Source organism: Bacillus sp. MRMR6, from assembly GCF_001940785.1.
Classification (GTDB): Bacteria; Bacillota; Bacilli; order Bacillales; family Cytobacillaceae; genus Neobacillus.
In genome coordinates, this window is record NZ_MSLS01000008.1 from 1 (window position 1) to 20,903 (window position 20,903).

Annotated in this window: 18 protein-coding genes; 16 read left to right on the plus strand and 2 right to left on the minus strand. The window is 39.6% G+C overall.

The genetic code is table 11. The features are described from left to right. A partial coding sequence (locus BTR25_RS09920) for a transposase (RefSeq protein WP_483295249.1) occupies nucleotides 1-181 on the minus strand: 181 nt, incomplete at its 3' end. Nucleotides 182-473: 292 nt separating this feature from the next. Further along, complete coding sequence (locus BTR25_RS09925) at nucleotides 474-710, minus strand: DUF2627 domain-containing protein (RefSeq protein WP_075687919.1); 237 nt, start codon at nucleotides 708-710, stop codon at nucleotides 474-476. Nucleotides 711-906: 196 nt separating this feature from the next. Here BTR25_RS09925 and BTR25_RS09930 point away from each other — a divergent pair, with 196 nt between their 5' ends. From BTR25_RS09930 to BTR25_RS10005, 16 genes are all read left to right on the plus strand, one after another. Continuing rightward, nucleotides 907-2,982, plus strand: coding sequence for a sigma-54 interaction domain-containing protein (locus BTR25_RS09930; RefSeq protein WP_075687920.1), 2,076 nt, complete (start codon nucleotides 907-909; stop codon nucleotides 2,980-2,982). 125 nt (nucleotides 2,983-3,107) lie between these two features. Next, nucleotides 3,108-4,013 carry a phosphate butyryltransferase gene (yqiS, locus tag BTR25_RS09935; RefSeq protein ID WP_075687921.1) on the plus strand — a complete coding sequence of 302 codons (906 nt, stop codon included), beginning with the start codon at nucleotides 3,108-3,110 and terminating at the stop codon, nucleotides 4,011-4,013. A gap of 28 nt (nucleotides 4,014-4,041) precedes the next feature. Further along, nucleotides 4,042-5,136 (plus strand): branched-chain amino acid dehydrogenase, encoded by a 1,095-nt coding sequence (gene bcd / locus BTR25_RS09940; RefSeq protein ID WP_075687922.1) that lies wholly within the window; start codon nucleotides 4,042-4,044, stop codon nucleotides 5,134-5,136. 123 nt (nucleotides 5,137-5,259) lie between these two features. After that, a complete protein-coding gene (gene buk / locus BTR25_RS09945; protein WP_483295251.1) occupies nucleotides 5,260-6,342 on the plus strand; it encodes a butyrate kinase in 1,083 nt (360 codons plus the stop codon). Between the two features lie 14 nt (nucleotides 6,343-6,356). Next, nucleotides 6,357-7,778, plus strand: coding sequence for a dihydrolipoyl dehydrogenase (gene lpdA, locus BTR25_RS09950; protein WP_075687924.1), 1,422 nt, complete (start codon nucleotides 6,357-6,359; stop codon nucleotides 7,776-7,778). A gap of 42 nt (nucleotides 7,779-7,820) precedes the next feature. Further along, entirely contained in the window at nucleotides 7,821-8,816 is a 996-nt protein-coding gene (locus BTR25_RS09955; protein WP_075687925.1) for a thiamine pyrophosphate-dependent dehydrogenase E1 component subunit alpha, read from the plus strand. A gap of 14 nt (nucleotides 8,817-8,830) precedes the next feature. Continuing rightward, nucleotides 8,831-9,814, plus strand: a complete 984-nt coding sequence (locus tag BTR25_RS09960) for an alpha-ketoacid dehydrogenase subunit beta (protein WP_075687926.1) — start codon at nucleotides 8,831-8,833, stop codon at nucleotides 9,812-9,814. 15 nt (nucleotides 9,815-9,829) lie between these two features. Then, nucleotides 9,830-11,113 carry a dihydrolipoamide acetyltransferase family protein gene (locus tag BTR25_RS09965; protein ID WP_075687927.1) on the plus strand — a complete coding sequence of 428 codons (1,284 nt, stop codon included), beginning with the start codon at nucleotides 9,830-9,832 and terminating at the stop codon, nucleotides 11,111-11,113. Between the two features lie 134 nt (nucleotides 11,114-11,247). Further along, entirely contained in the window at nucleotides 11,248-13,140 is a 1,893-nt protein-coding gene (locus BTR25_RS09970; protein WP_075687928.1) for a methylmalonyl-CoA mutase subunit beta, read from the plus strand. Continuing rightward, a complete protein-coding gene (gene scpA / locus BTR25_RS09975; RefSeq protein ID WP_075687929.1) occupies nucleotides 13,121-15,319 on the plus strand; it encodes a methylmalonyl-CoA mutase in 2,199 nt (732 codons plus the stop codon). The genes BTR25_RS09970 and scpA overlap by 20 nt, the downstream gene beginning before the upstream one ends. Next, on the plus strand, nucleotides 15,320-16,444 hold the full coding sequence (meaB, locus tag BTR25_RS09980; protein ID WP_075687930.1) for a methylmalonyl Co-A mutase-associated GTPase MeaB: 1,125 nt from the start codon (nucleotides 15,320-15,322) through the stop codon (nucleotides 16,442-16,444). Nucleotides 16,445-16,656: 212 nt separating this feature from the next. Further along, a complete protein-coding gene (locus BTR25_RS09985; RefSeq protein ID WP_075687931.1) occupies nucleotides 16,657-17,094 on the plus strand; it encodes a BrxA/BrxB family bacilliredoxin in 438 nt (145 codons plus the stop codon). Nucleotides 17,095-17,253: 159 nt separating this feature from the next. Further along, nucleotides 17,254-18,417 carry a M20 family metallopeptidase gene (locus BTR25_RS09990; RefSeq protein ID WP_075687932.1) on the plus strand — a complete coding sequence of 388 codons (1,164 nt, stop codon included), beginning with the start codon at nucleotides 17,254-17,256 and terminating at the stop codon, nucleotides 18,415-18,417. A gap of 204 nt (nucleotides 18,418-18,621) precedes the next feature. After that, nucleotides 18,622-19,398 carry a basic amino acid ABC transporter substrate-binding protein gene (locus BTR25_RS09995; RefSeq protein WP_075687933.1) on the plus strand — a complete coding sequence of 259 codons (777 nt, stop codon included), beginning with the start codon at nucleotides 18,622-18,624 and terminating at the stop codon, nucleotides 19,396-19,398. Nucleotides 19,399-19,466: 68 nt separating this feature from the next. Then, nucleotides 19,467-20,126 carry an amino acid ABC transporter permease gene (locus tag BTR25_RS10000; protein ID WP_075687934.1) on the plus strand — a complete coding sequence of 220 codons (660 nt, stop codon included), beginning with the start codon at nucleotides 19,467-19,469 and terminating at the stop codon, nucleotides 20,124-20,126. Continuing rightward, nucleotides 20,119-20,841, plus strand: a complete 723-nt coding sequence (locus tag BTR25_RS10005; RefSeq protein ID WP_075687935.1) for an amino acid ABC transporter ATP-binding protein — start codon at nucleotides 20,119-20,121, stop codon at nucleotides 20,839-20,841. Before BTR25_RS10000 ends, BTR25_RS10005 begins: the two co-directional genes overlap by 8 nt. The last annotated feature ends 62 nt before the right edge of the window (nucleotides 20,842-20,903 follow it).

The following is a 20,903-nucleotide window of genomic DNA, read 5'->3' on the forward strand; positions in this document are numbered from 1 at the left end:
TTCGAATTGGTGGCACGGCATTGCGACCGTTATCCAGACAATATTTATCTTTTAATTCTTCAATTATGAATGAAAAGTCGACTAGTTTTTTAATTTGGCGAAGCATATTATCTTTTGGAACAATGAGATCATAAATTCCTATATATGGGCTAAGATTAAATGAATCTTGAAAGGAAATCATTTCGGTACCACCTTTAAAGTCTTGTTACCTTAATTATAAAATAAAAAGCAGTTGAAGGGTTGATAAAATCAACCTTCAACTGCCTCAAAACAAAGGACTTTTTCAGTGCCCTCGCTTCGCGTCTGTGGGGTCTCGACTTTTCCTCTACATCCCGCAGGACAAGGAAGGCTACGGCAGCGAAACATCGCACGAAGAAAATGTGGTTTTCATTTTCGAGGAGTCAAGCACCTTTCTCTCCAATCCACTCTGCTCTTTCAATTTTAATAAGAGCAACAATCTTTTAGAAAAGAGCCTATTTTTTTTTAAAACGATTTTGGACTTTATTTTGTTTCCGGTCGCGGTGGAAAATAAATCCTGCTACAAACCCTAGTCCGCCAATAAATAAGACCATTCCGATAATAAATTGCAGCCCTAACAGAGGGATGGGCGGTTGCAGAATCCCAAAAGTCATGTCACGCATTAATTTAATCCCGTATCCAGCCAATACACCTGGGATCACTAAAATAGTTAGAGCAATAATTCGCTTCATAAAGTAGATCCTTCCAATTATTTAATAGAAAAAAAATTACCTCATGAAAAATATTAGTATATAGATAAAAATTGTCAAGGAAAGATATTAGCGATAAAATAATAAATGAAAAAAATTGCATATTATCGATTAGTAGGTCTGAAATAATTTTCTGGTTTAGAATTACAGAAGACCGATTAAAAGAAGGGGCGAAAAGATGCAAAATGTCATGGTTGTTGGTGCAGGAAAAGGTGGTACCGCTATCCTAAAAATCCTAAGGGAAACAGAAGTGTTGAATGTGTTTGCGGTTATTGACAGGGATTTGAATGCGCCTGGCATGATTCTAGCAGAGCAAGAGGGAATTAGAACAGGAACAGATTGGAAGCACTTCATAGGGGAAAATATTGATATCATTATTGAGGTTACCGGCAATGTAGAAGTCTTTCAACAACTTCGAGATGCAAAAACTAAAAAGACGGTTTTAATACCGGGCAGTGTTGCATTTTTACTTTCTACCCTTCTAGAGGAAAAAGAGGAATTACTTAATAAACATCAAAACGAATCCTATCAACAGGAATTAATCTTTAATGCCACCCATGATGGAATGGTCGGTATTGATGCTAATGGAATGATTATTTTATTTAATCGCAGAGCTGAAGAGATGATCGGTGTCAAAAAGGATCGGGTGATTGGGCGAAACATCATGGAGATAATTCCTAAAAGCCGTCTGCCCCACCTTTTGGAAACAAGACGAATGGAAACGAATCAAGAGATGGTTCTAGGCAATGGGAAAAAAATCATCACAACACGAATTCCAATAATTGAAGAGAATGGGACGTTAATTGGCGCCTTTGCTGTTTTTAAAGATATAACAGAGGCTGTTAACCTTGCAGAAGAAATCACGGATTTGAAAGAAATCCAAACCATGCTGCAGGCTATTATCCATTCTAGTGATGATGCCATTTCTGTCGTCGATGAGCATGGGAGAGGTATTCTAATTAATCCTGCATACACCCGCATCACTGGACTTACAAAAGAACAAGTAATTGGCCAGCCTGCAACTGCGGATATATCTGAGGGTGAAAGTATGCATATGAAGGTCCTTCAGACAAGGCGGGCAGTCCGCGGTGTTGCTATGAGGGTCGGCCCTAATAAGCGTGAGGTAATTGTTAATGTTGCTCCGATTATTGTAAAGGGTAAATTAAAGGGCAGTGTTGGCGTTATTCATGATATGTCCGAAATTAAAATGCTTAATAGGGAGTTAAATCGAGCAAGACAAATCATTCGCACATTAGAAGCGAAATACACCTTTGAGGATATCATTGGCCAATCAGAAGAAATGATGTTGGCTATTGAACAAGCTAGGCTTGGTGCCAAAACACCTGCTACGGTTTTACTTAGAGGTGAATCAGGAACAGGTAAAGAGTTATTTGCTCACGCTATACATAATGCGAGTGACCGAAAGTATAACAAGTTTGTTCGTGTGAACTGTGCTGCAATAGCCGATTCGCTTCTAGAAAGCGAGTTATTCGGCTATGAGGAAGGAGCGTTTTCAGGTGCTAGGCAGGGCGGGAAGCGGGGGCTTTTTGAGGAAGCTAATAACGGGAGCATATTTTTAGATGAAATCGGTGAACTGTCGGCAAATACACAAGCGAAATTACTTAGAGTATTGCAGGAAAATGAGATTATTCGTGTTGGAGGAACAAAGCCGCTAAATATCAATGTTAGAATTATTGCCGCCACCAATGTAAACCTAGAAAAGGGAATTGCAAAAGGTACTTTTAGGGAAGACTTATACTATCGTTTGAATCGTATGCCGATCCAAATACCACCATTAAGAAAGCGGCGAGAAGAGATTCCTTTATTAAGTGAGAGACTGATACAAAAAATAAATCGTGATTACGGGCGAAATGTTGAAGGGGTATCCCAATCAGCAATGTCCCAACTAATGGGATATGATTGGCCGGGGAACGTAAGAGAACTGGAAAATGTCCTAGGCAGGGCGATGATTTTTATGAGTAATTATGAGAATCTAATATGTGTGGAGCATTTGCCAGAGCTTAGGAATAAAAAAACGGACCGGGAAACACCATTAGCTTTTGCAAGTGAAGATACATACCAAGAGAGAAGGCTTTCGGATTTATTAGAAGAATATGAAGCCGAAATTATCCAGAATACATTAACTAGATTGAATGGGAACAAAACATTGACCGCAAAGACACTGGGTTTATCGGTTAGAAATCTGTACTATAAGCTTGATAAATACAAGTTTGAAAAAAATGGCATGCAATAAGTTGCATAATTTGCAAAAAATTGCAGTATCGGTAAACTGGAGTGAAGCGGTTTCACAGCTAATCAGTTTGGCACGAATCTTGCATCTAAACTTAACGGAGTGTAGAGATAGGGGTTGATGAAAACTTGTTGCTTGAATCACTCATAGACAAAGCAGCCCAACGTAACAATTATACTGTTGCCGTTGCTGCTGCCGAGGATCATGAAGTAATAGAAGCGGTATTAGAGGCGGTAGAGCGTCAACTCGCAAATTTCATTTTATATGGTGAGAAAGAAAAAATTAACACCATCATTAAAGCTCACCGACTTGACTATACCAATAGTAAAAGGATTGAGATTGTTCAAGCTGACACAAAGGAAATGGCCGCAGAGCAAGCGGTAAAAGCCGTTTCTAGTAATGAGGCAACTGTATTAATGAAGGGGAATATCCCTACTAATATTCTCTTAAAAGCGGTGTTAAACAAGGACTATGGCCTGCGTACGGGTAATGTTTTATCACATGTGGCTGTTTTTGAGGTTCCTGAATATGACCGTTTTATCCTTGTGACAGATGCAGCCATGAATATTGCCCCAGATGTGGAACAAAAGGCACAAATCATAAAAAACTCAGCTGCTGTTGCTAGGTCAATTGGAATTGAGGTTCCCAGAGTCGCACCGATCGCGGCAGTAGAAGTAGTTAATCCTGCTATGCAGGCAACACTAGATGCCGCTGCTTTAACATCTATGAATCAAAGAGGACAAATAACTGGATGTATCGTAGATGGCCCGCTAGGGTTAGATAACGCTGTTTCCTTACTAGCTGCTAATCATAAAGGAATTACTAGTGACGTTGCCGGTAGAGCGGATATTTTGTTAGTCCCAACTATTGAGGTTGGAAATGTCCTATATAAATCATTGATGTATTTTGCAAAAGCTAAGGTCGGGGCTGTTATAGCAGGTGCAAAGGCACCGATTGTACTAACGTCAAGGGCGGATACGGCAGAAAGCAAGCTATATTCCCTTGCGCTGGCCGTTTGTTCTGTAACCAAATAGATATTTATACTAGAGGAGGAATTTTGTTATGGAGATTTTCAAGTACTTAGAAAAATATGATTATGAGCAGGTCGTCTTTTGCCAAGATAAACAATCTGGATTAAAAGCAATTATTGCTATACATGATACAACGTTAGGACCAGCATTAGGCGGTACTCGTATGTGGACATATGAATCTGAAGAAGCAGCGATTGAAGATGCGTTAAGATTAGCAAAGGGGATGACTTATAAAAATGCGGCGGCAGGCTTAAATCTCGGCGGCGGCAAGACAGTCATTATTGGTGATCCTAGAAAAGATAAATCTGAAGAACTTTTCCGAGCTTTTGGCCGTTATATTCAGGGCCTAAATGGCAGATATATAACAGCTGAAGATGTTGGTACAACTGTGGCTGATATGGACATGATTCATGAAGAAACTGACTATGTAACTGGTATCTCACCTGCTTTCGGTTCCTCAGGAAATCCTTCTCCTGTAACAGCTTATGGTGTATACCGAGGAATGAAGGCAGCAGCAAAGGCAGCGTTTGGTTCAGATTCACTTGAAGGTAAAGTTATTGCGATTCAAGGCGTTGGAAATGTGGCGTATAATCTTTGCCGTCACTTACACGAAGAAGGGGCACAGTTAATCGTAACTGATATTAATAAAGAAGCTGTGCTTCGTGCAGTTGAAGAATTCGGTGCGCGTGCGGTAGAACCAAATGAAATCTACAGTGTTAATTGTGATATATATGCTCCGTGTGCTCTTGGTGCAACAATTAATGATGACACCATACCTCAACTTAAGGCAAAAGTTATAGCTGGTGCTGCAAATAATCAGTTGAAGGATACTCGGCATGGAGATTTAATTCATGAAATGGGCATCGTTTATGCGCCTGATTATGTTATCAATGCTGGGGGCGTAATTAATGTCGCGGATGAACTGTATGGTTACAACCGTGACCGTGCGATGAAAAAAGTAGAAACCATTTATTCTAATATTGAAAAGGTAATTGAAATTTCTAAGCGTGACGGTATTCCAACATATGTAGCAGCTGATCGTATGGCAGAAGAACGAATTGAAAGAATGCGTAATTCTAGAAGCCAATTTTTGCAGAATGGACATCACATATTAAGTCGGAGATAAGTGACTAAAGAATTACTTTTGCAAATTAAGCAAAGCGCTGAATGGATATTCAGCGTCTTTGTTTAATGTGAGTTTGTATTAACCATATTGGAGGTAAAGACCTTGCCTGAAAATGTATATCGAATGCTCATCATCAACCCTGGCTCCACTTCTACTAAGATAGGAGTTTTCGATAATGACAGATCTATTTTAGAAAAAAACATTCGCCATGATAGTGAAATAATTAATTCATTTGCAAATATTATTGACCAGTATGAATTTAGAAAAAGTACCATTTTGGAAACATTGGATAATGAAGGAATTAATATTTCTAAATTAAATGCTGTTTGCGGACGAGGCGGCTTACTTCGTCCAATCGAAGGCGGTACATATGAAGTTAATGAAACCATGATCTCTGATTTACGTGCCGGCTTTTCCGGGCAGCATGCATCCAATTTAGGCGGTATTATCGCCTATGAAATTGCATCGGGACTTAATATTCCTTCCTTCATTGTTGATCCAGTTGTGGTTGATGAACTAGAGCCAATTGCGAGAATATCTGGTTTTGCTCTAATTGAAAGAAAAAGTATTTTTCATGCACTAAACCAAAAGGCTGTCGCAAGAAGAGTGGCTAAAGAGTTAGGAAAAAAGTATACGGAATTAAATTTAATCGTCACCCATATGGGCGGTGGCATCACGGTTGGAGTTCACAAACAGGGAAAAGTAATCGATGTAAACAATGGTCTTCATGGTGACGGCCCTTTTAGTCCTGAACGAGCAGGAACCGTACCAGCAGGAGATTTAGTGGCTCTTTGTTACTCTGGACAGTATTACCGTGACGAAGTGATGAAAAAGCTTGTGGGCCAAGGAGGACTAGTAGGGTATCTTGGCACCAATGATGCAGTTCAAGTTGAAAAAATGATAAAGAACGGCGATGATAAAGCCAAAATTGTCTATGATGCTATGGCCTATCAGGTTGCAAAAGAGATTGGTGCTGCCAGTGCTGTATTAACAGGGAAAGTAGATGCAATCGTTTTAACGGGAGGACTTGCATACGGGAAAGGGTTTGTGAAAGCGATCACGGATCGGATCAACTGGATTGCAGATGTAATTGTTCAGCCTGGTGAAAATGAGCTTCAAGCACTTGCTGAAGGTGCTTTAAGGGTTTTAAGAGGAGAAGAGGAAGCAAAAGAATATCCCGGTACTTTTAAGACTGCAAAAATATAATTGGGGGGATAAAAGTGGCACAAGAATACGATTTAGTTATCCTTGGCGGCGGTACGGGTGGTTATGTTGCTGCAATCCGTGCTGCACAGCTGGGGCTTAAAACAGCAATAGTTGAAAAAGGGAAGCTTGGCGGAACCTGTCTTCATAAAGGATGTATTCCTAGTAAGGCGCTACTTAGAAGTGCTGAAGTATACTCGACAACAAAGCACAGTGAGGAGTTCGGGATAGTTACAGGTGAAGTTTCGCTGGATTTTGGAAAGGTACAAGAAAGAAAGAGTAAAATTATTGCGCAGCTTCATAAAGGTGTACAGCATTTGATGAGTCAAGGAAAGATTGATGTATTTGAAGGGTTGGGGAGAATATTAGGTCCTTCGATTTTTTCACCAACGGCAGGTACAATCTCAGTTGAAATGAATAATGGCGAAGAAAATGAGATGCTTTTACCAAAGAATGTGATTGTAGCAACTGGTTCACGCCCAAGAACACTTTCAGGTCTTGCAATTGATGGTGAGCTAGTCATTACCTCCGATGAGGCTTTAGAACTCGAAACGCTTCCTAATTCCATCATCATTGTTGGCGGAGGTGTAATCGGAATAGAATGGGCATCTATGCTCTCTGATTTCGGTGTAGAGGTAACGGTTATTGAGTACGCTGACCGGATTATCCCAACAGAGGATAAGGAAGTATCGAAAGAAATGCAGCGTCTAATGAAGAAAAAGGGAATAAAAATCGTAACCAATGCGAAAGTACTTCCTGAATCATTGATAAGAGATAATGGTGTTACCATTTCTGCAGAGGTCAAAGCGGGAGTTAAGGAATTTAAAGCCGAACAACTTTTAGTTTCAGTAGGACGGCAGGCAAATGTGGAAGGCATAGGGTTGGAGAATACGGATATTCAGGTTGAAAAGGGATATATCTCCACCAATGAATATTATCAAACAAAAGAATCTCATATCTATGCTATTGGCGATGTCATCGGGGGACTCCAATTAGCCCATGTTGCTTCACATGAGGGGATTATCGCTGTTGAACATATTGCGGGAAACGTTCCATCATCCTTGAAATACGAGCTTGTTTCGAGATGTATTTATAGTAATCCTGAAGTTTCAAGTGTTGGGATTACCGAGGAACAGGCGAAGGAGAAAGGTCATAAAGTAAAAGTGGGTAAATTCTCTTTTAGAGCGATTGGAAAAGCCCTCGTATACGGAGAATCTGATGGTTTTGTGAAAATAGTGGCTGATAAAGAGACCAATGATATTCTAGGGGTGCATATGATTGGTCCTCATGTAACGGATATGATATCTGAAGCAGGTTTGGCGATGGTATTAGACGCAACGCCCTGGGAAATCGGTCACACAATCCATCCACATCCTACCCTTTCAGAAGCGATTGGTGAGGCAGCACTTGCAGTTGATGGAAAGGCCATCCATTCATAGGTAATTTGTCATTGGGGATGCGAACAACGGGAGGTATATAATATGGTTGAAAATCGTCACCATGTATTAGGATTAAGTGATGAAATGGTACTTGAAATGTATGAAACAATGCTATTAGCCCGCAGGATTGATGAGCGGATGTGGCTTTTAAATCGAGCTGGAAAAATTCCATTTGTTATTTCATGTCAAGGTCAAGAAGCTGCCCAAGTGGGAGCTGCCTTTGCACTTGACCAGGATAAAGATTATGTTTTACCTTACTACAGAGATATGGGCGTTGTGTTAACCTTTGGCATGACCCCGATAGAATTAATGCTTTCTGGATTTGCCAAGGCTGAAGATCCGAATTCTGGCGGCAGACAGATGCCTGGTCACTTTGGTCAGAAGAAGAATCGCATTGTTACGGGTTCATCTCCGGTAACAACCCAGGTCCCACATGCTGTTGGAGTAGCCCTTGCTGGAAAAATGGAAAGAAAAGACTTAGTAACCTTTGTAACATTTGGAGAAGGTTCTTCTAACCAGGGGGATTTTCATGAGGGTGCAAACTTTGCAGGTGTTCATAAGCTCCCAGTTATCTTCATGTGTGAAAATAATAAGTACGCAATTTCTGTTCCAATTGAAAAACAATTGGCCTGTGAAAAGGTTTCAGATCGTGCAATTGGTTATGGAATGCCGGGATTCACTGTCGATGGAAATGACCCACTAGAAGTGTATAAGGTTGTGAAGGAAGCAGCAGACCGTGGGCGAAGCGGTGCAGGCCCTTCGTTAATCGAGACCATTTCGTATCGTCTGACACCTCACTCATCTGATGACGATGACCGTTCATACCGAGCACCAGATGAAGTGGCAAAGGCAAAAACAAAAGATCCAATTATTACATTTGGAGCATATTTAAAAGAAACCGGTGTACTAAATGATGAGTTGGAAAAAGAAATAAATGACCGCGTAATGAAGCAAGTGAATGAAGCCACTGATTATGCTGAAAATGCACCGTATGCAGCAGCCGAAGAAGCGCTGAAATACGTATATGCGGACGAGTAAGAGGGGGATGTAACATGGCTGTAATTTCTTATATTGATGCGGTTACAATGGCTATTCGTGAAGAAATGGAAAGAGACTCAAAAGTATTTGTTCTTGGTGAAGATGTGGGAGTTAAAGGCGGTGTATTTAAAGCTACACAAGGGCTCTATGAACAATTTGGTGAGGAACGTGTAATCGACACGCCACTTGCTGAATCTGCCATTGCAGGGGTTGGAATTGGTGCGGCAATGTATGGAATGCGTCCGATTGCTGAAATGCAATTTGCAGATTTTATCATGCCAGCAGTTAACCAAATTATTTCTGAAGCTGCTAAAATTCGCTATCGCTCTAATAATGACTGGAACTGTCCAATTGTTATTCGTGCTCCTTACGGCGGAGGAGTTCACGGGGCACTATATCATTCTCAATCGGTTGAAGCAGTGTTTGCTAACCAGCCTGGTTTGAAAATTGTGATGCCCTCTACACCATATGACGTGAAGGGGTTGCTGAAAGCAGCCATTCGTGACAACGATCCTGTGCTTTTCTTTGAACATAAACGTGCTTATCGTTTAATTAAAGGAGAAGTTCCAACAGAAGATTATACATTGCCAATCGGTAAAGCCGATGTGAAGCGTGTAGGTGAAGACATTACCGTTATTACTTATGGTCTATGTGTTCATTTTGCCCTTCAAGCTGCAGAAAAATTAGCCCGTGATGGTATTTCAGCACATATTTTAGATTTAAGAACAGTGTATCCTTTAGATAAGGAAGCGATTATCGAGGCGGCATCAAAAACAGGCAAAGTATTGCTCATTACAGAAGATAATAAAGAAGGCAGTATCATCAGTGAAGTATCTGCTATCATTGCTGAACACTGTTTATTTGAATTAGATGCTCCAATTAAGCGCCTTGCTGGACCGGATGTTCCGGCAATGCCTTATGCACCAACGATGGAGAAGTACTTTATGGTCAATCCAGATAAAGTGGAAAAAGCAATGCGTGAATTAGCAGAATACTAATAGGAGGTTGGAATCTTGGTTATCGAACAAATTAAAATGCCTCAATTAGGGGAAAGTGTAACCGAAGGAACAATCTCAAAGTGGCTTGTTTCTGTAGGCGATAAAGTGAATAAATATGATCCCCTGGCTGAAGTTATGACAGATAAAGTAAATGCGGAAGTTCCATCTTCCTTCTCTGGAATAATTAAGGAACTAGTTGCCGAAGATGGAGAGACTCTTGGAGTCGGTGAAATCATCTGTACCATTGAAATAGAAGGCAGCCCAATCGAAGAAGTTAAAGGCAATGAAACTAAAACAGAAGCAGCGGAACCAGCTGCTGTTACTCAAATAGCTCAACCTAATAAAGCCCGTTATTCTCCAGCTGTTTTAAAAATTTCTCAGGAACATGGAATTGACTTAACCCAGGTGACAGGTACGGGAGCCGGCGGACGAATTACGAGAAAAGATTTGTTGGAATTGGTGGAATCTGGCAATATCCCATCTGCAGGTACAAAGGCAGAAGTAGTCCAACCCGTATCAACGGAAGAATCAGTTTCAAATCCACCTGCTCCAAAACAAGCCGTACAAGTAACAGCACCTAATATTCCTCTTGGTGTAGGTGATATCGAGATACCTGTCACAGGTATTCGAAAAGCAATTGCAGCGAATATGCTTCGCAGCAAGCACGAAGCTCCGCATGCTTGGACGATGATTGAAGTCGATGCAACCAACCTAGTTGAGTACCGTAACTCCCTAAAAGATGAATTCAAGAAAAAAGAAGGATTTAACTTAACCTTCTTCGCATTCTTCGTCAAAGCGGTAGCACAGGCCTTAAAGGAGTTCCCACAAGTTAATTCAATGTGGGCAGGAGATAAAATTATTCAAAAGAAAGACATCAATATCTCGATTGCAGTCGCAACGGCTGATGCATTATATGTACCTGTAATTAAACAGGCTGATGAAAAAACAATTAAGGGAATTGCCCGTGAAATTTCAGAGCTGGCTGTTAAAGTTAGAACAGGTAAATTACGCTCCGAGGATATGCAGGGTGGAACGTTTACCGTTAATAATACAGGATCCTTTGGTTCGGTTCAGTCCATGGGCATCATCAACTATCCGCAAGCTGCAATTCTTCAGGTGGAGTCAATTGTTAAGCGTCCTGTTGTAATGAACAATGGAATGATTGCTGTAAGGGATATCGTTAATCTTTGTATGTCTCTTGATCATAGAGTATTAGATGGTCTTGTTTGCGGCCGATTCTTACAACGTGTAAAAGAAATCCTAGAAAATACATCAAAGACAACTACATCCATATATTAAATTGCTCAGATAACTGCTGCCAATCCGGCGGCGGTTATTTTTGTTTGCTTGAAAGCTAAATCTATCCTAAAATAGAGTGTAATAACATTTGTTTGAAAATTGTGTTTTTTAAACTTTGAGTCAGGGGGTTGCATATGAGTTTGGAAGAGTTAAAAAATCAAACCTTTTCTTCCTTCACCCAAGAGAATTGGATCGAAAAAGCAGAGTCCACTTTAAAAGGGAAAACAATGGAAGTACTAAAAAGTAATACATATGAAAATATTACTTTGAAACCGCTTTATTTAAGTCAAGACGAGCAATCGGTACCTAATTATCCGGGAGGCTCAGATTTTAGAAGAGGTATATATCCTCTAGGCTATGTAACAAATAGGTGGAGGGTGGCACAGCAAATTGCTGCGAACTCTCCAGCTGAGCTCAAGGAAAAGCTAATCAATGCACTTGAAAAAGGGCAAACAGCCCTATCCTTTGAAGTGACTGAAGGTTTATTAGCTGATCAGGATACACTTCAAATACTATTAGGCAGCTTACCTGAAAAACATCCCTTTGCTCTTAATGCAAAAAATCTGCAAATCCCAATTTTAAAAGAATTAATCAGGTTGACTAAGGAACTAGATCAAGGCGATAAAGTGACAGGTTATATCGCTAGTGACCCTATTTCAATGTTCGTTGAAGAAGGTGTAATTTCTGATGAATTTCTAGCTAGTTGGACTGAGGAGATTAGCTTGGTCCATAATAAAATAGCTAACTTGCGTACTGTTTTAGTAGATACATCGATCTATCATCAGGGTGGAGCAAATGCAGTTCAGGAACTGGGGATTGCAGCGGCAGCAGGAGTGTTTTACCTTCAGCAACTAAATGAAAGTGGTCTGTCACTTGAAGACATTCTATCAAAAATGGTTTTTAACTTTTCAATAGGCAGCCACTTCTTTATGGAATTGGCAAAGCTTCGTGCAGCACGTATCCTCTGGAATAAAATTACCGAGGCATATGGTGCAAAGGAAACTGTTCGGGGGATGATTATTGCTGCTGAAACATCGCCGTTTACAAAAACTGTTCATGACCCGCATGTGAATATACTAAGAGCTGGTAATGAAGCATTTGCTGCTGTAATAGGGGGAGTTCAATACTTACATGTAACTCCTTTTGATCAATTTACTGGTGATTCCCAATTAGGTGAACGGATTGCACGTAACACACAGAATATTTTACAGGCAGAAGCACATCTGCAAAAGGTCGTAGACCCGGCAGGTGGTTCCTGGTACGTTGAGTCCTTAACTTCTGAACTTGCTGAAAAAGCATGGGATTTCTTCAAGAAGATAGAAGCAAATGGAGGTATTCTCGAAGTTTTAAAAACAGGTTCATTACAAAACGAGATTAAAGCAGTCAATGAAAATCGTAAACAGGATATCTTTACTAGGAAACAAAGTATTATTGGTTCCAATGTTTATGCCAATTTAGATGAAGTTGTTATAGCACCTAAAGTGGGAACAACAGATCAATATTTTAATAGCGAAGGTGCAATCATCGAAATTACAAAAATCGAGAAAACAAGATTATCTGAACCCTATGAAAACTTAAGAAATATGAGTAAAAAGCTTGAAGAAAAACTTGGGTCAAAACCGCAGGTAGGGATGATCTGTTTAGGAGAACTTAAGCAATATAAACCGAGGCTTGATTTCATGAGAGGCTTCCTCTCAGCTGGCGGTATAAAAGCAGTTGAGAGCGGACCAAGCTTATCGTATGAAACGGCAGAACAATTTATTTCAGATGCAGAGACAAAACACTTTTGTCTATGTGGGAGCAATGAACAATACGAAACAATCGGACATGAAATTCTGACATCACTTCATTCTGCTTTTCCTGAAATAACCTTTTATTTGGCCGGATTGCCAGAAAAAGATCTCCAAACACAATGGAAAAATGAAGGAATTGCTCAGTTTATCCATATAAAAAGTAACTGTTATGAAATCCTATCTACAATCCTTAAGGAAATGGAGGTGGCGGTCAATGAAGTTACAAAAGCCTGATTTTCAAAGTATCGCATTATTTAAGGACGAAGACTTCATCACAAAGGAACAATGGCAGGAAAAAGTTGAACAAGAAATAGATTGCACGATTGATGATTTATTTTTTGAAACCAATGAGCAAATAAAGTTGAAACCACTTTATAGAAAGGAAGACCGTGAAGGAATAGAACATTTAGATGATCTTCCGGGGCTGCCGCCATATACGCGTGGACCATATCCGACCATGTATGTGAATCGTCCATGGACGGTGAGACAATATGCTGGATTTTCAACGGCTGAGGAAAGTAACGCTTTTTACCGCCGAAACTTAGCGATGGGCCAAAAAGGCTTATCTGTTGCATTCGATTTACCTACACATAGAGGGTATGACTCTGATCATCCTCGAGTCGTCGGTGATGTCGGTAAAGCGGGTGTTGCCATTGATTCTGTTCTTGATATGAAGACTCTTTTTGATGGAATTCCGTTAGATCAGATGTCTGTTTCGATGACAATGAATGGGGCTGTTTTACCGATATTGGCCTTTTTCATCGTCACAGCAGAAGAACAGGGTGTCAGTCAGGAAAAGCTGTCTGGAACGATTCAAAATGATATCTTAAAAGAATATATGGTGCGTAATACTTATATTTATCCACCAGAAATGTCGATGAAAATTATTGCTGATATCTTCGAGTACACCTCCAAATATATGCCGAAGTTTAACAGTATCAGTATTTCAGGTTATCATATGCAGGAAGCCGGAGCACCTGCTGATCTAGAACTTGCTTATACACTTGCAGATGGATTAGAGTACGTAAGAACTGGCCTGAAAGCGGGAATTGATATAGATAAATTTGCACCGCGTTTATCCTTTTTTTGGGCAATCGGTATGAATTATTTTATGGAAGTCGCTAAAATGCGGGCTGCACGGTTGATCTGGGCGAAAATGATGAAATCGTTTGACCCAAAAAATGAAAAATCAATGGCCTTAAGGACACACTCGCAAACTTCTGGCTGGAGTTTAACGGAGCAAGACCCCTTTAATAATGTGATCCGAACCTTACTAGAAGCCCATGCTGCTGCAATGGGACACACGCAGTCACTTCACACCAATGCATTAGATGAGGCCATTGCACTGCCGACCGACTTCTCTGCTAGAATTGCACGAAATACGCAGTTGTTTTTACAGGAAGAAACGGGAATTACGAATGTAATTGATCCATGGGCTGGTTCCTACTATGTTGAAAAACTGACAGATGAGTTAGTAGAGAGAGCTTGGACGCATATCGAGGAAATAGAAAAGCTTGGTGGAATGGCCAAAGCGATTGAAACGGGTCTTCCAAAGATGAGAATTGAAGAAGCTGCTGCAAGAAGGCAGGCTCAGATTGATTCTGGAAAAGAAACAATTATTGGTGTCAACCGCTATCGTCTAGAAAAGGAGGAAGCGATTGATATCTTGGATATTGATAATTCCGCAGTTCGACTAAAACAAATCGAAAAGTTAAATAGCTTAAAAGCAGCACGAAATGAAGAAAAAGTTGAAACCGCTTTAATAGMCTTAACGAAAGCTGCTGAAACGGGTGAAAGTAATCTGTTAGAACTCGCAGTACAGGCAGCCCGAGTACGAGCAACATTAGGTGAAATTTCTGAGAGAATTGAAAAAGTTGCCAGCAGGCATAAAGCAGTTATTCGCTCAATTAGTGGTGTTTACAGCACATCTTTTTCAAATGAAGAGGAAATCCTTGAAGTGAAAAAGATGACAGATGAATTCCTTGAAAATGAAGGCAGAAGGCCGCGAATTCTTGTTGCTAAGATGGGACAGGATGGTCATGACAGAGGAGCAAAGGTGATTGCAACCGCTTTTGCAGATCTTGGGTTTGATGTTGATATCGGTCCGTTATTTCAAACTCCTGAAGAAACTGCGATGCAGGCGGTGGAAAATGATGTTCATGTAATTGGAATGAGCTCGCTTGCTGCTGGCCATAAAACATTACTTCCGCAACTCATTGAAGAATTAAAAAATCTAGGCCGTGATGATATTTTAGTTGTGGCAGGAGGGGTAATACCCGCACAAGATTATCAGTTTTTATATGATCATGGAGCAGCGGCTATTTTTGGTCCGGGGACGATTATTCCGGTTGCTGCTCAAAAGGTAATTAAGGAAATATATAAACAACTAGGGTACGAGGAAGTGGCAAATTAAATGGTTACGGAAATGAAACCGGAATGGAACGACCCAAATGAACCAGACAAATTCTCAAGTATAATCAGAAAAGGGAAGGAACAGGATGGCCAGGCTGCGTTCACAGAAAAAAACATTCGGTTTCAAAAACGTAAGTCAAATGAGCCTTCTGTAGAAGAATTATTTAATGGGGTATTGTCAGGGAACAGAGGCCTGCTTGCCCGTGCCATCACACTGATTGAAAGTAATGCCGAGCAGCATTTTCATAAGGCACAGGAGCTTTTGAAGAAGCTACTGCCCCATAGTGGAAATTCGATTCGGATTGGTATAACCGGAGTGCCCGGTGCTGGTAAAAGTACATTTATTGAAGCATTTGGAACTTATCTCTGTTCTCTAAATCTTCGTGTTGCCGTACTCGCGATTGACCCTAGCTCAAGCCTAAGCGGCGGCAGTATACTTGGTGATAAAACACGGATGGAACAATTATCGAGAAATCCCAGGGCATTTATCCGCCCCTCTCCAACGGCTGGAAAGCTAGGCGGAGTCCATCGAAAAACGAGGGAAGCGATGCTGATTTGTGAAGCTGCGGGGTTTGATGTGATTTTAATCGAAACCGTTGGAGTAGGACAAAGTGAAGTGATCATTCGGGATATGGTTGATTTTTTTATGCTGCTAGTCTTAACTGGAGCTGGCGATGAGCTTCAAGGGATGAAGAAGGGAATTATGGAGCTGGCTGATGCGATCCTGGTTCATAAAGCAGATGGAGCTAATAAATCAAAAGCAGAGCAGACGAGACAAGAATATAATCGAATTCTCCACTTTCTTCAGCCTGCTACAAAAGGCTGGGAGTCAAAAGCATATACGTGCTCTTCCTTAACGATGGAGGGGATAGAAGAAGTATGGGATGTTATTCGAGAATTTGGAAATAAAGGGAAAAGTTCTGGTGTGTTAGACGAACGAAGGAATGGACAGCAGAGAGATTGGATCTATTCGCTGATTACTGACCAACTACACTATAGTTTTTTTCATCATCCTACTGTAAAAAGGATGCTGCCCCGGTTCGAGAATGAAGTAATGGCAGGTGAAAAAACAGCTGCTTCAGTAGTTGATCTTTTATTTCAGGCATTTTTATCTCGTGAAAAATAACAGCTGTTATTTGGGCAACTGTTTTAAGCTAACTATATAAATTTGAAAAAATTTATACCTTCCTAACGAATTAGAAAAACAAAAAGCACTCGTCTGAAGGACTTGGCGAATGCCAAGTTTTTCTAATGTCACAAACCTTTCTCTATTTATTTGATAAATCTATATTTTTACTGTTATCATGTAGTATATACACATAAGTAGGAGTGATTGTTATGAGCATGGATTTCAACTTTTTTATGAATGATGTAGTTAAACAGGCACGACAAGAAATCGTAGCGGCTGGTTATCAAGAATTAAAAACACCCGAAGAGGTAGGACAGGTCCTTGAACAAAAGGGTACTACGTTGGTTATGATTAATTCTGTGTGCGGCTGTGCAGGCGGGATTGCACGTCCAGCAGCTGCACATGCTCTTCACTATGATAAGCGCCCTGACCATCTGGTAACAGTATTTGCGGGACAGGATAAAGAGGCAACTGAAAAAGCTAGAAGTTATTTTACTGGATATCCGCCTTCTTCACCTTCGTTTGCGTTACTGAAAGACGGTGAGATCATTTCAATGGTCGAGCGTCATCAAATCGAAGGCTATGATCCAGCAACCGTTGTAGCTAGACTGCAAAAAGAATTTGAAGAACATTGCGAAGAAATTTAAAAATGATAATAAGAAAATGGTTATTTTCCTAGTGGAAATAGCCTTTTTTTTATGAAAATATTATTTAAGGATTATATTTAAAATTCAAAAGTGCATTGTTGATATCCTTAATATCATGTATATTTATTAAATTATATTAATAGGAGGAATAGATAAATTATGAAAGAACATTTAAAAGAATATTTAGATTCAATTCAAAGAAGTCTCTGGGAGATAAGTGATTCCATCTATCACCATCCAGAATTGGGTGATGAAGAATTCAAATCAATGGAAAAATTGGTAGGGTTTCTTGAGGAACATAATTTTACTGTTGAAAAAGGAATTGTTGGCAGACAAACAGCTTTTAAAGCTGTCTACGATAGTAAAAAGGCTGGACCGACAATCGCATATTTGTCGGAATATGATGCCTTGCCACAGATAGGACATGGTTGTGGGCATAATTTAATTGGAACAATGAGCGCGGGTGCTGGAGTGCTTTTAAGTAAAGTCATTGATGAAATTGGTGGCCGAGTAGTTGTTTTAGGAACACCTGCTGAAGAAACAAATGGTGCAAAAGTCCCTATGGCAGAACAGGGAATCTTTCAGGATATTGATGCAGCAATGATTCTTCACCCGGCAGATGAATCCTATGAAAGTGGAGATTCATTAGCAATGGATGCCATTCAATTTGATTTCCGGGGTAGAACGAGTCATGCTGCTGCTTCTCCTGAAAAGGGGATTAATGCCTTGGATGCCGTAATCCAACTATTTAATGGCATCAGTGCACTTAGGCAGCATGTTACATCCGATGTTCGAATTCATGGGATTATTAAAGAAGGTGGCGTTGCTGCTAATATTGTCCCAGATAAAGCAGTAGCTCAGTTTTATGTACGGGCAAAAGACCGCGGCTATCTAAACGAGGTTGTCTATAAAGTGAAAAATATTGCAAAAGGTGCCGCATTAATGACTGGAGCAGAGGTCCATATTGATAAATACGAGTTAAGCTATGATGATATGGTTACAAACCAAACGTTATCAAATTTGTTTACAAGAAATCTCTTAACAACCGGTGTTAAGGAGGTTAAAAAAGCGAAGGATTCATATGGTTCTATTGATATGGGGAATGTAAGTCATGTGGTTCCTGCGATTCATCCGTATATAGGTCTTGACTCCCCCGGACTAATTGCACACACTAGGGATTTTGCGAACTTAACAATAACAGATAATTCCCATAAAATCCTATCAAAAGGTGCATTAGCATTGGCTGCAACCGGATATGATTTAATTACGAATAAAGAAGAATTTGAAAAGATGAAGAATGAGTTCCGACAGAATGTAAAATAATAAAATAAATTRGACAAGTGTCACTTTTCATAAGGGGCACTTTTATATTTCCGAAATAACATTATATAAATTAAAAGACACTAAATATTCAGAATATATTTATATTAATATAATATCTTTTCAAAAATAAATCCGTGTGTTAATATGCATTCTGCTGAATAAAAAAACAAATCATTAAAACTATATCTTACTGGAGGAAACACCATGAAAAACATATTCGTATCATGTTCAATCATTTTTACTTTACTCATCATGGCTGCATGCGGTCAAAGTAACAATGATGGTGCACAAGACGGAGGGAACAAAACAGAAAAAAGCGTTTTAACAATGGCGACATCTGCTGATTTTGCTCCTTTTGAATCAAGAGACCAATCAGGTGAAATAATTGGATTCGATATAGATTTAGCAAATGCAATTGCTGGGGAATTAGGTTATGAACTTGAAATTAAAGACATGAAGTTTGATGGACTAATTGGGGCATTACAGGCAAAACGTGTAGATATGGTCCTTGCTGGGATGTCGGCTACAGAGAAGCGCCAAAAAAATGTTGATTTTTCTACTGCCTATAATCACTCAGGTGAAATGTTTATCACTCTTAAGGACTCGACAATTAAAACAATTGATGACCTAAAAGGTAAAACAGTTGGAGTACAGTTAGGAACCATTCAGGAAGAAGGAGCAAAGAAGCTTCAAGAAACTGTTGATTTTGAAATAAAGCCATTAGATAATGCAACCACTCTAATACAAGAACTATTGTCAAATCGTATTGACGTTGCATATTTAGATAAATCTGTGGCCACTGGATATATTAAAGAACAGGATTTAGCAGGTTTCGATGATCCAACAACTAGTTCACCTGGAATGGCAGTTGCTTTCCCAAAGGGAAGTGACCTTGTTGAAAAAGTAAATAACGCTCTTAAACAGATGGAGGAAAATGGAAAACTCCAAGAATTGAAAGATAAGTGGTTAAAAGAAGAGTAAAAATGCAAATGAACTAATTGCGTAGCGTGTAGAAATTGTAAAGAAAATATTGAAATGAGGTGTAAGGCATGAATTTGGATTTTAGCCAAATTGTGCCTTATATTCCTTTTATCTTGGAAGGAATATGGGTTACATTAAAATTTGTTATTATATCTATTATTTTTGGGTTTATCTTAGGAACGATATTAGCTTTATTAAAAATATCCCGAATAAAAAGTTTAAACTGGTTTGCAGACGCATATACATCCATTTTTCGAGGTACTCCGTTAATTTTACAGTTAATGCTTATATATTTTGCTGTACCACAATTAACTGGTTATGATATCTCTCCCTTTTTATCAGCTATTCTTGCTTTTGGATTGAATTCATCGGCGTATGTTTCAGAGATTATTAGAGCAGGTATCCAGGCAGTTGACAAGGGTCAAACAGAAGCGGCCCAAGCACTTGGAATCCCATATAGTTTGATGATGAAAGACCTTATTCTGCCACAAGCATTAAAAAATATTTTACCTGCATTAATGAATGAATTTATCACTTTAACAAAAGAATCTGCTATTGTATCAACCATTGGCTATTTAGATTTGATGCGTCGTGCTCAGGTTGTTGGCGCCGATACCTACCGTAATTTTGAACCGTTAATTTTTGTTGGGTTCATTTATTGGATATTGGTTATGGTTCTTACGTTGATGGGTAAAGTTGTTGAAAGGAGGATGAAATATAGTGATTAAAGTAGAAAAACTCCATAAACAATTTGGTAAGACAGAAGTATTAAAAAATATCTCTACGAGTATTGAGAGTGGTGAAGTAGTCTCTATTATCGGGCCCTCTGGATCAGGTAAGTCGACTTTCCTCCGCTGCTTAAATTTGCTAGAGGAACCTACACAAGGAAAAGTTTGGATTAATAATCAAGAGATTACGGATAAAAGAACAAATATTATGAAGATTCGTGAACAGATTGGAATGGTATTTCAGCACTTTTATCTATTTCCACATATGACGGTTTTGGAAAACCTAACATACGCACCGATGAAAGTCAAAGGGGTACCCCGAGAACTTGCTGAAAACAAAGCTCGGGAATTGTTGGCTAGAGTTGGCTTATCTGAAAAAGAGGCTGCATATCCAAATAATCTATCAGGTGGACAGAAACAGCGGGTTGCTATTGCTCGTGCTCTTGCTATGGAACCAAAGCTAATGTTATTTGATGAGCCTACTTCTGCTTTAGACCCAGAAATGGTCAAGGAAGTTTTGAATGTTATCAAAGACCTTGCTCATTCAGGAATGACCATGGCGATTGTTACACACGAAATGGGATTTGCTCGGGAAGTATCTAATCGAATTATGTTCCTAGATGAAGGGATATTATTAGAGGAAGGGACTCCTAGTGACTTTTTTAATAATCCTCAAACTAGTAGGGCTAAGGACTTTCTAGAAAAAGTCTTGTGATTTTGGAGAAAATTAGAATGTTTTCGAATCAAATGTCTTATGGTCTGATGTCTCTTGCTAAA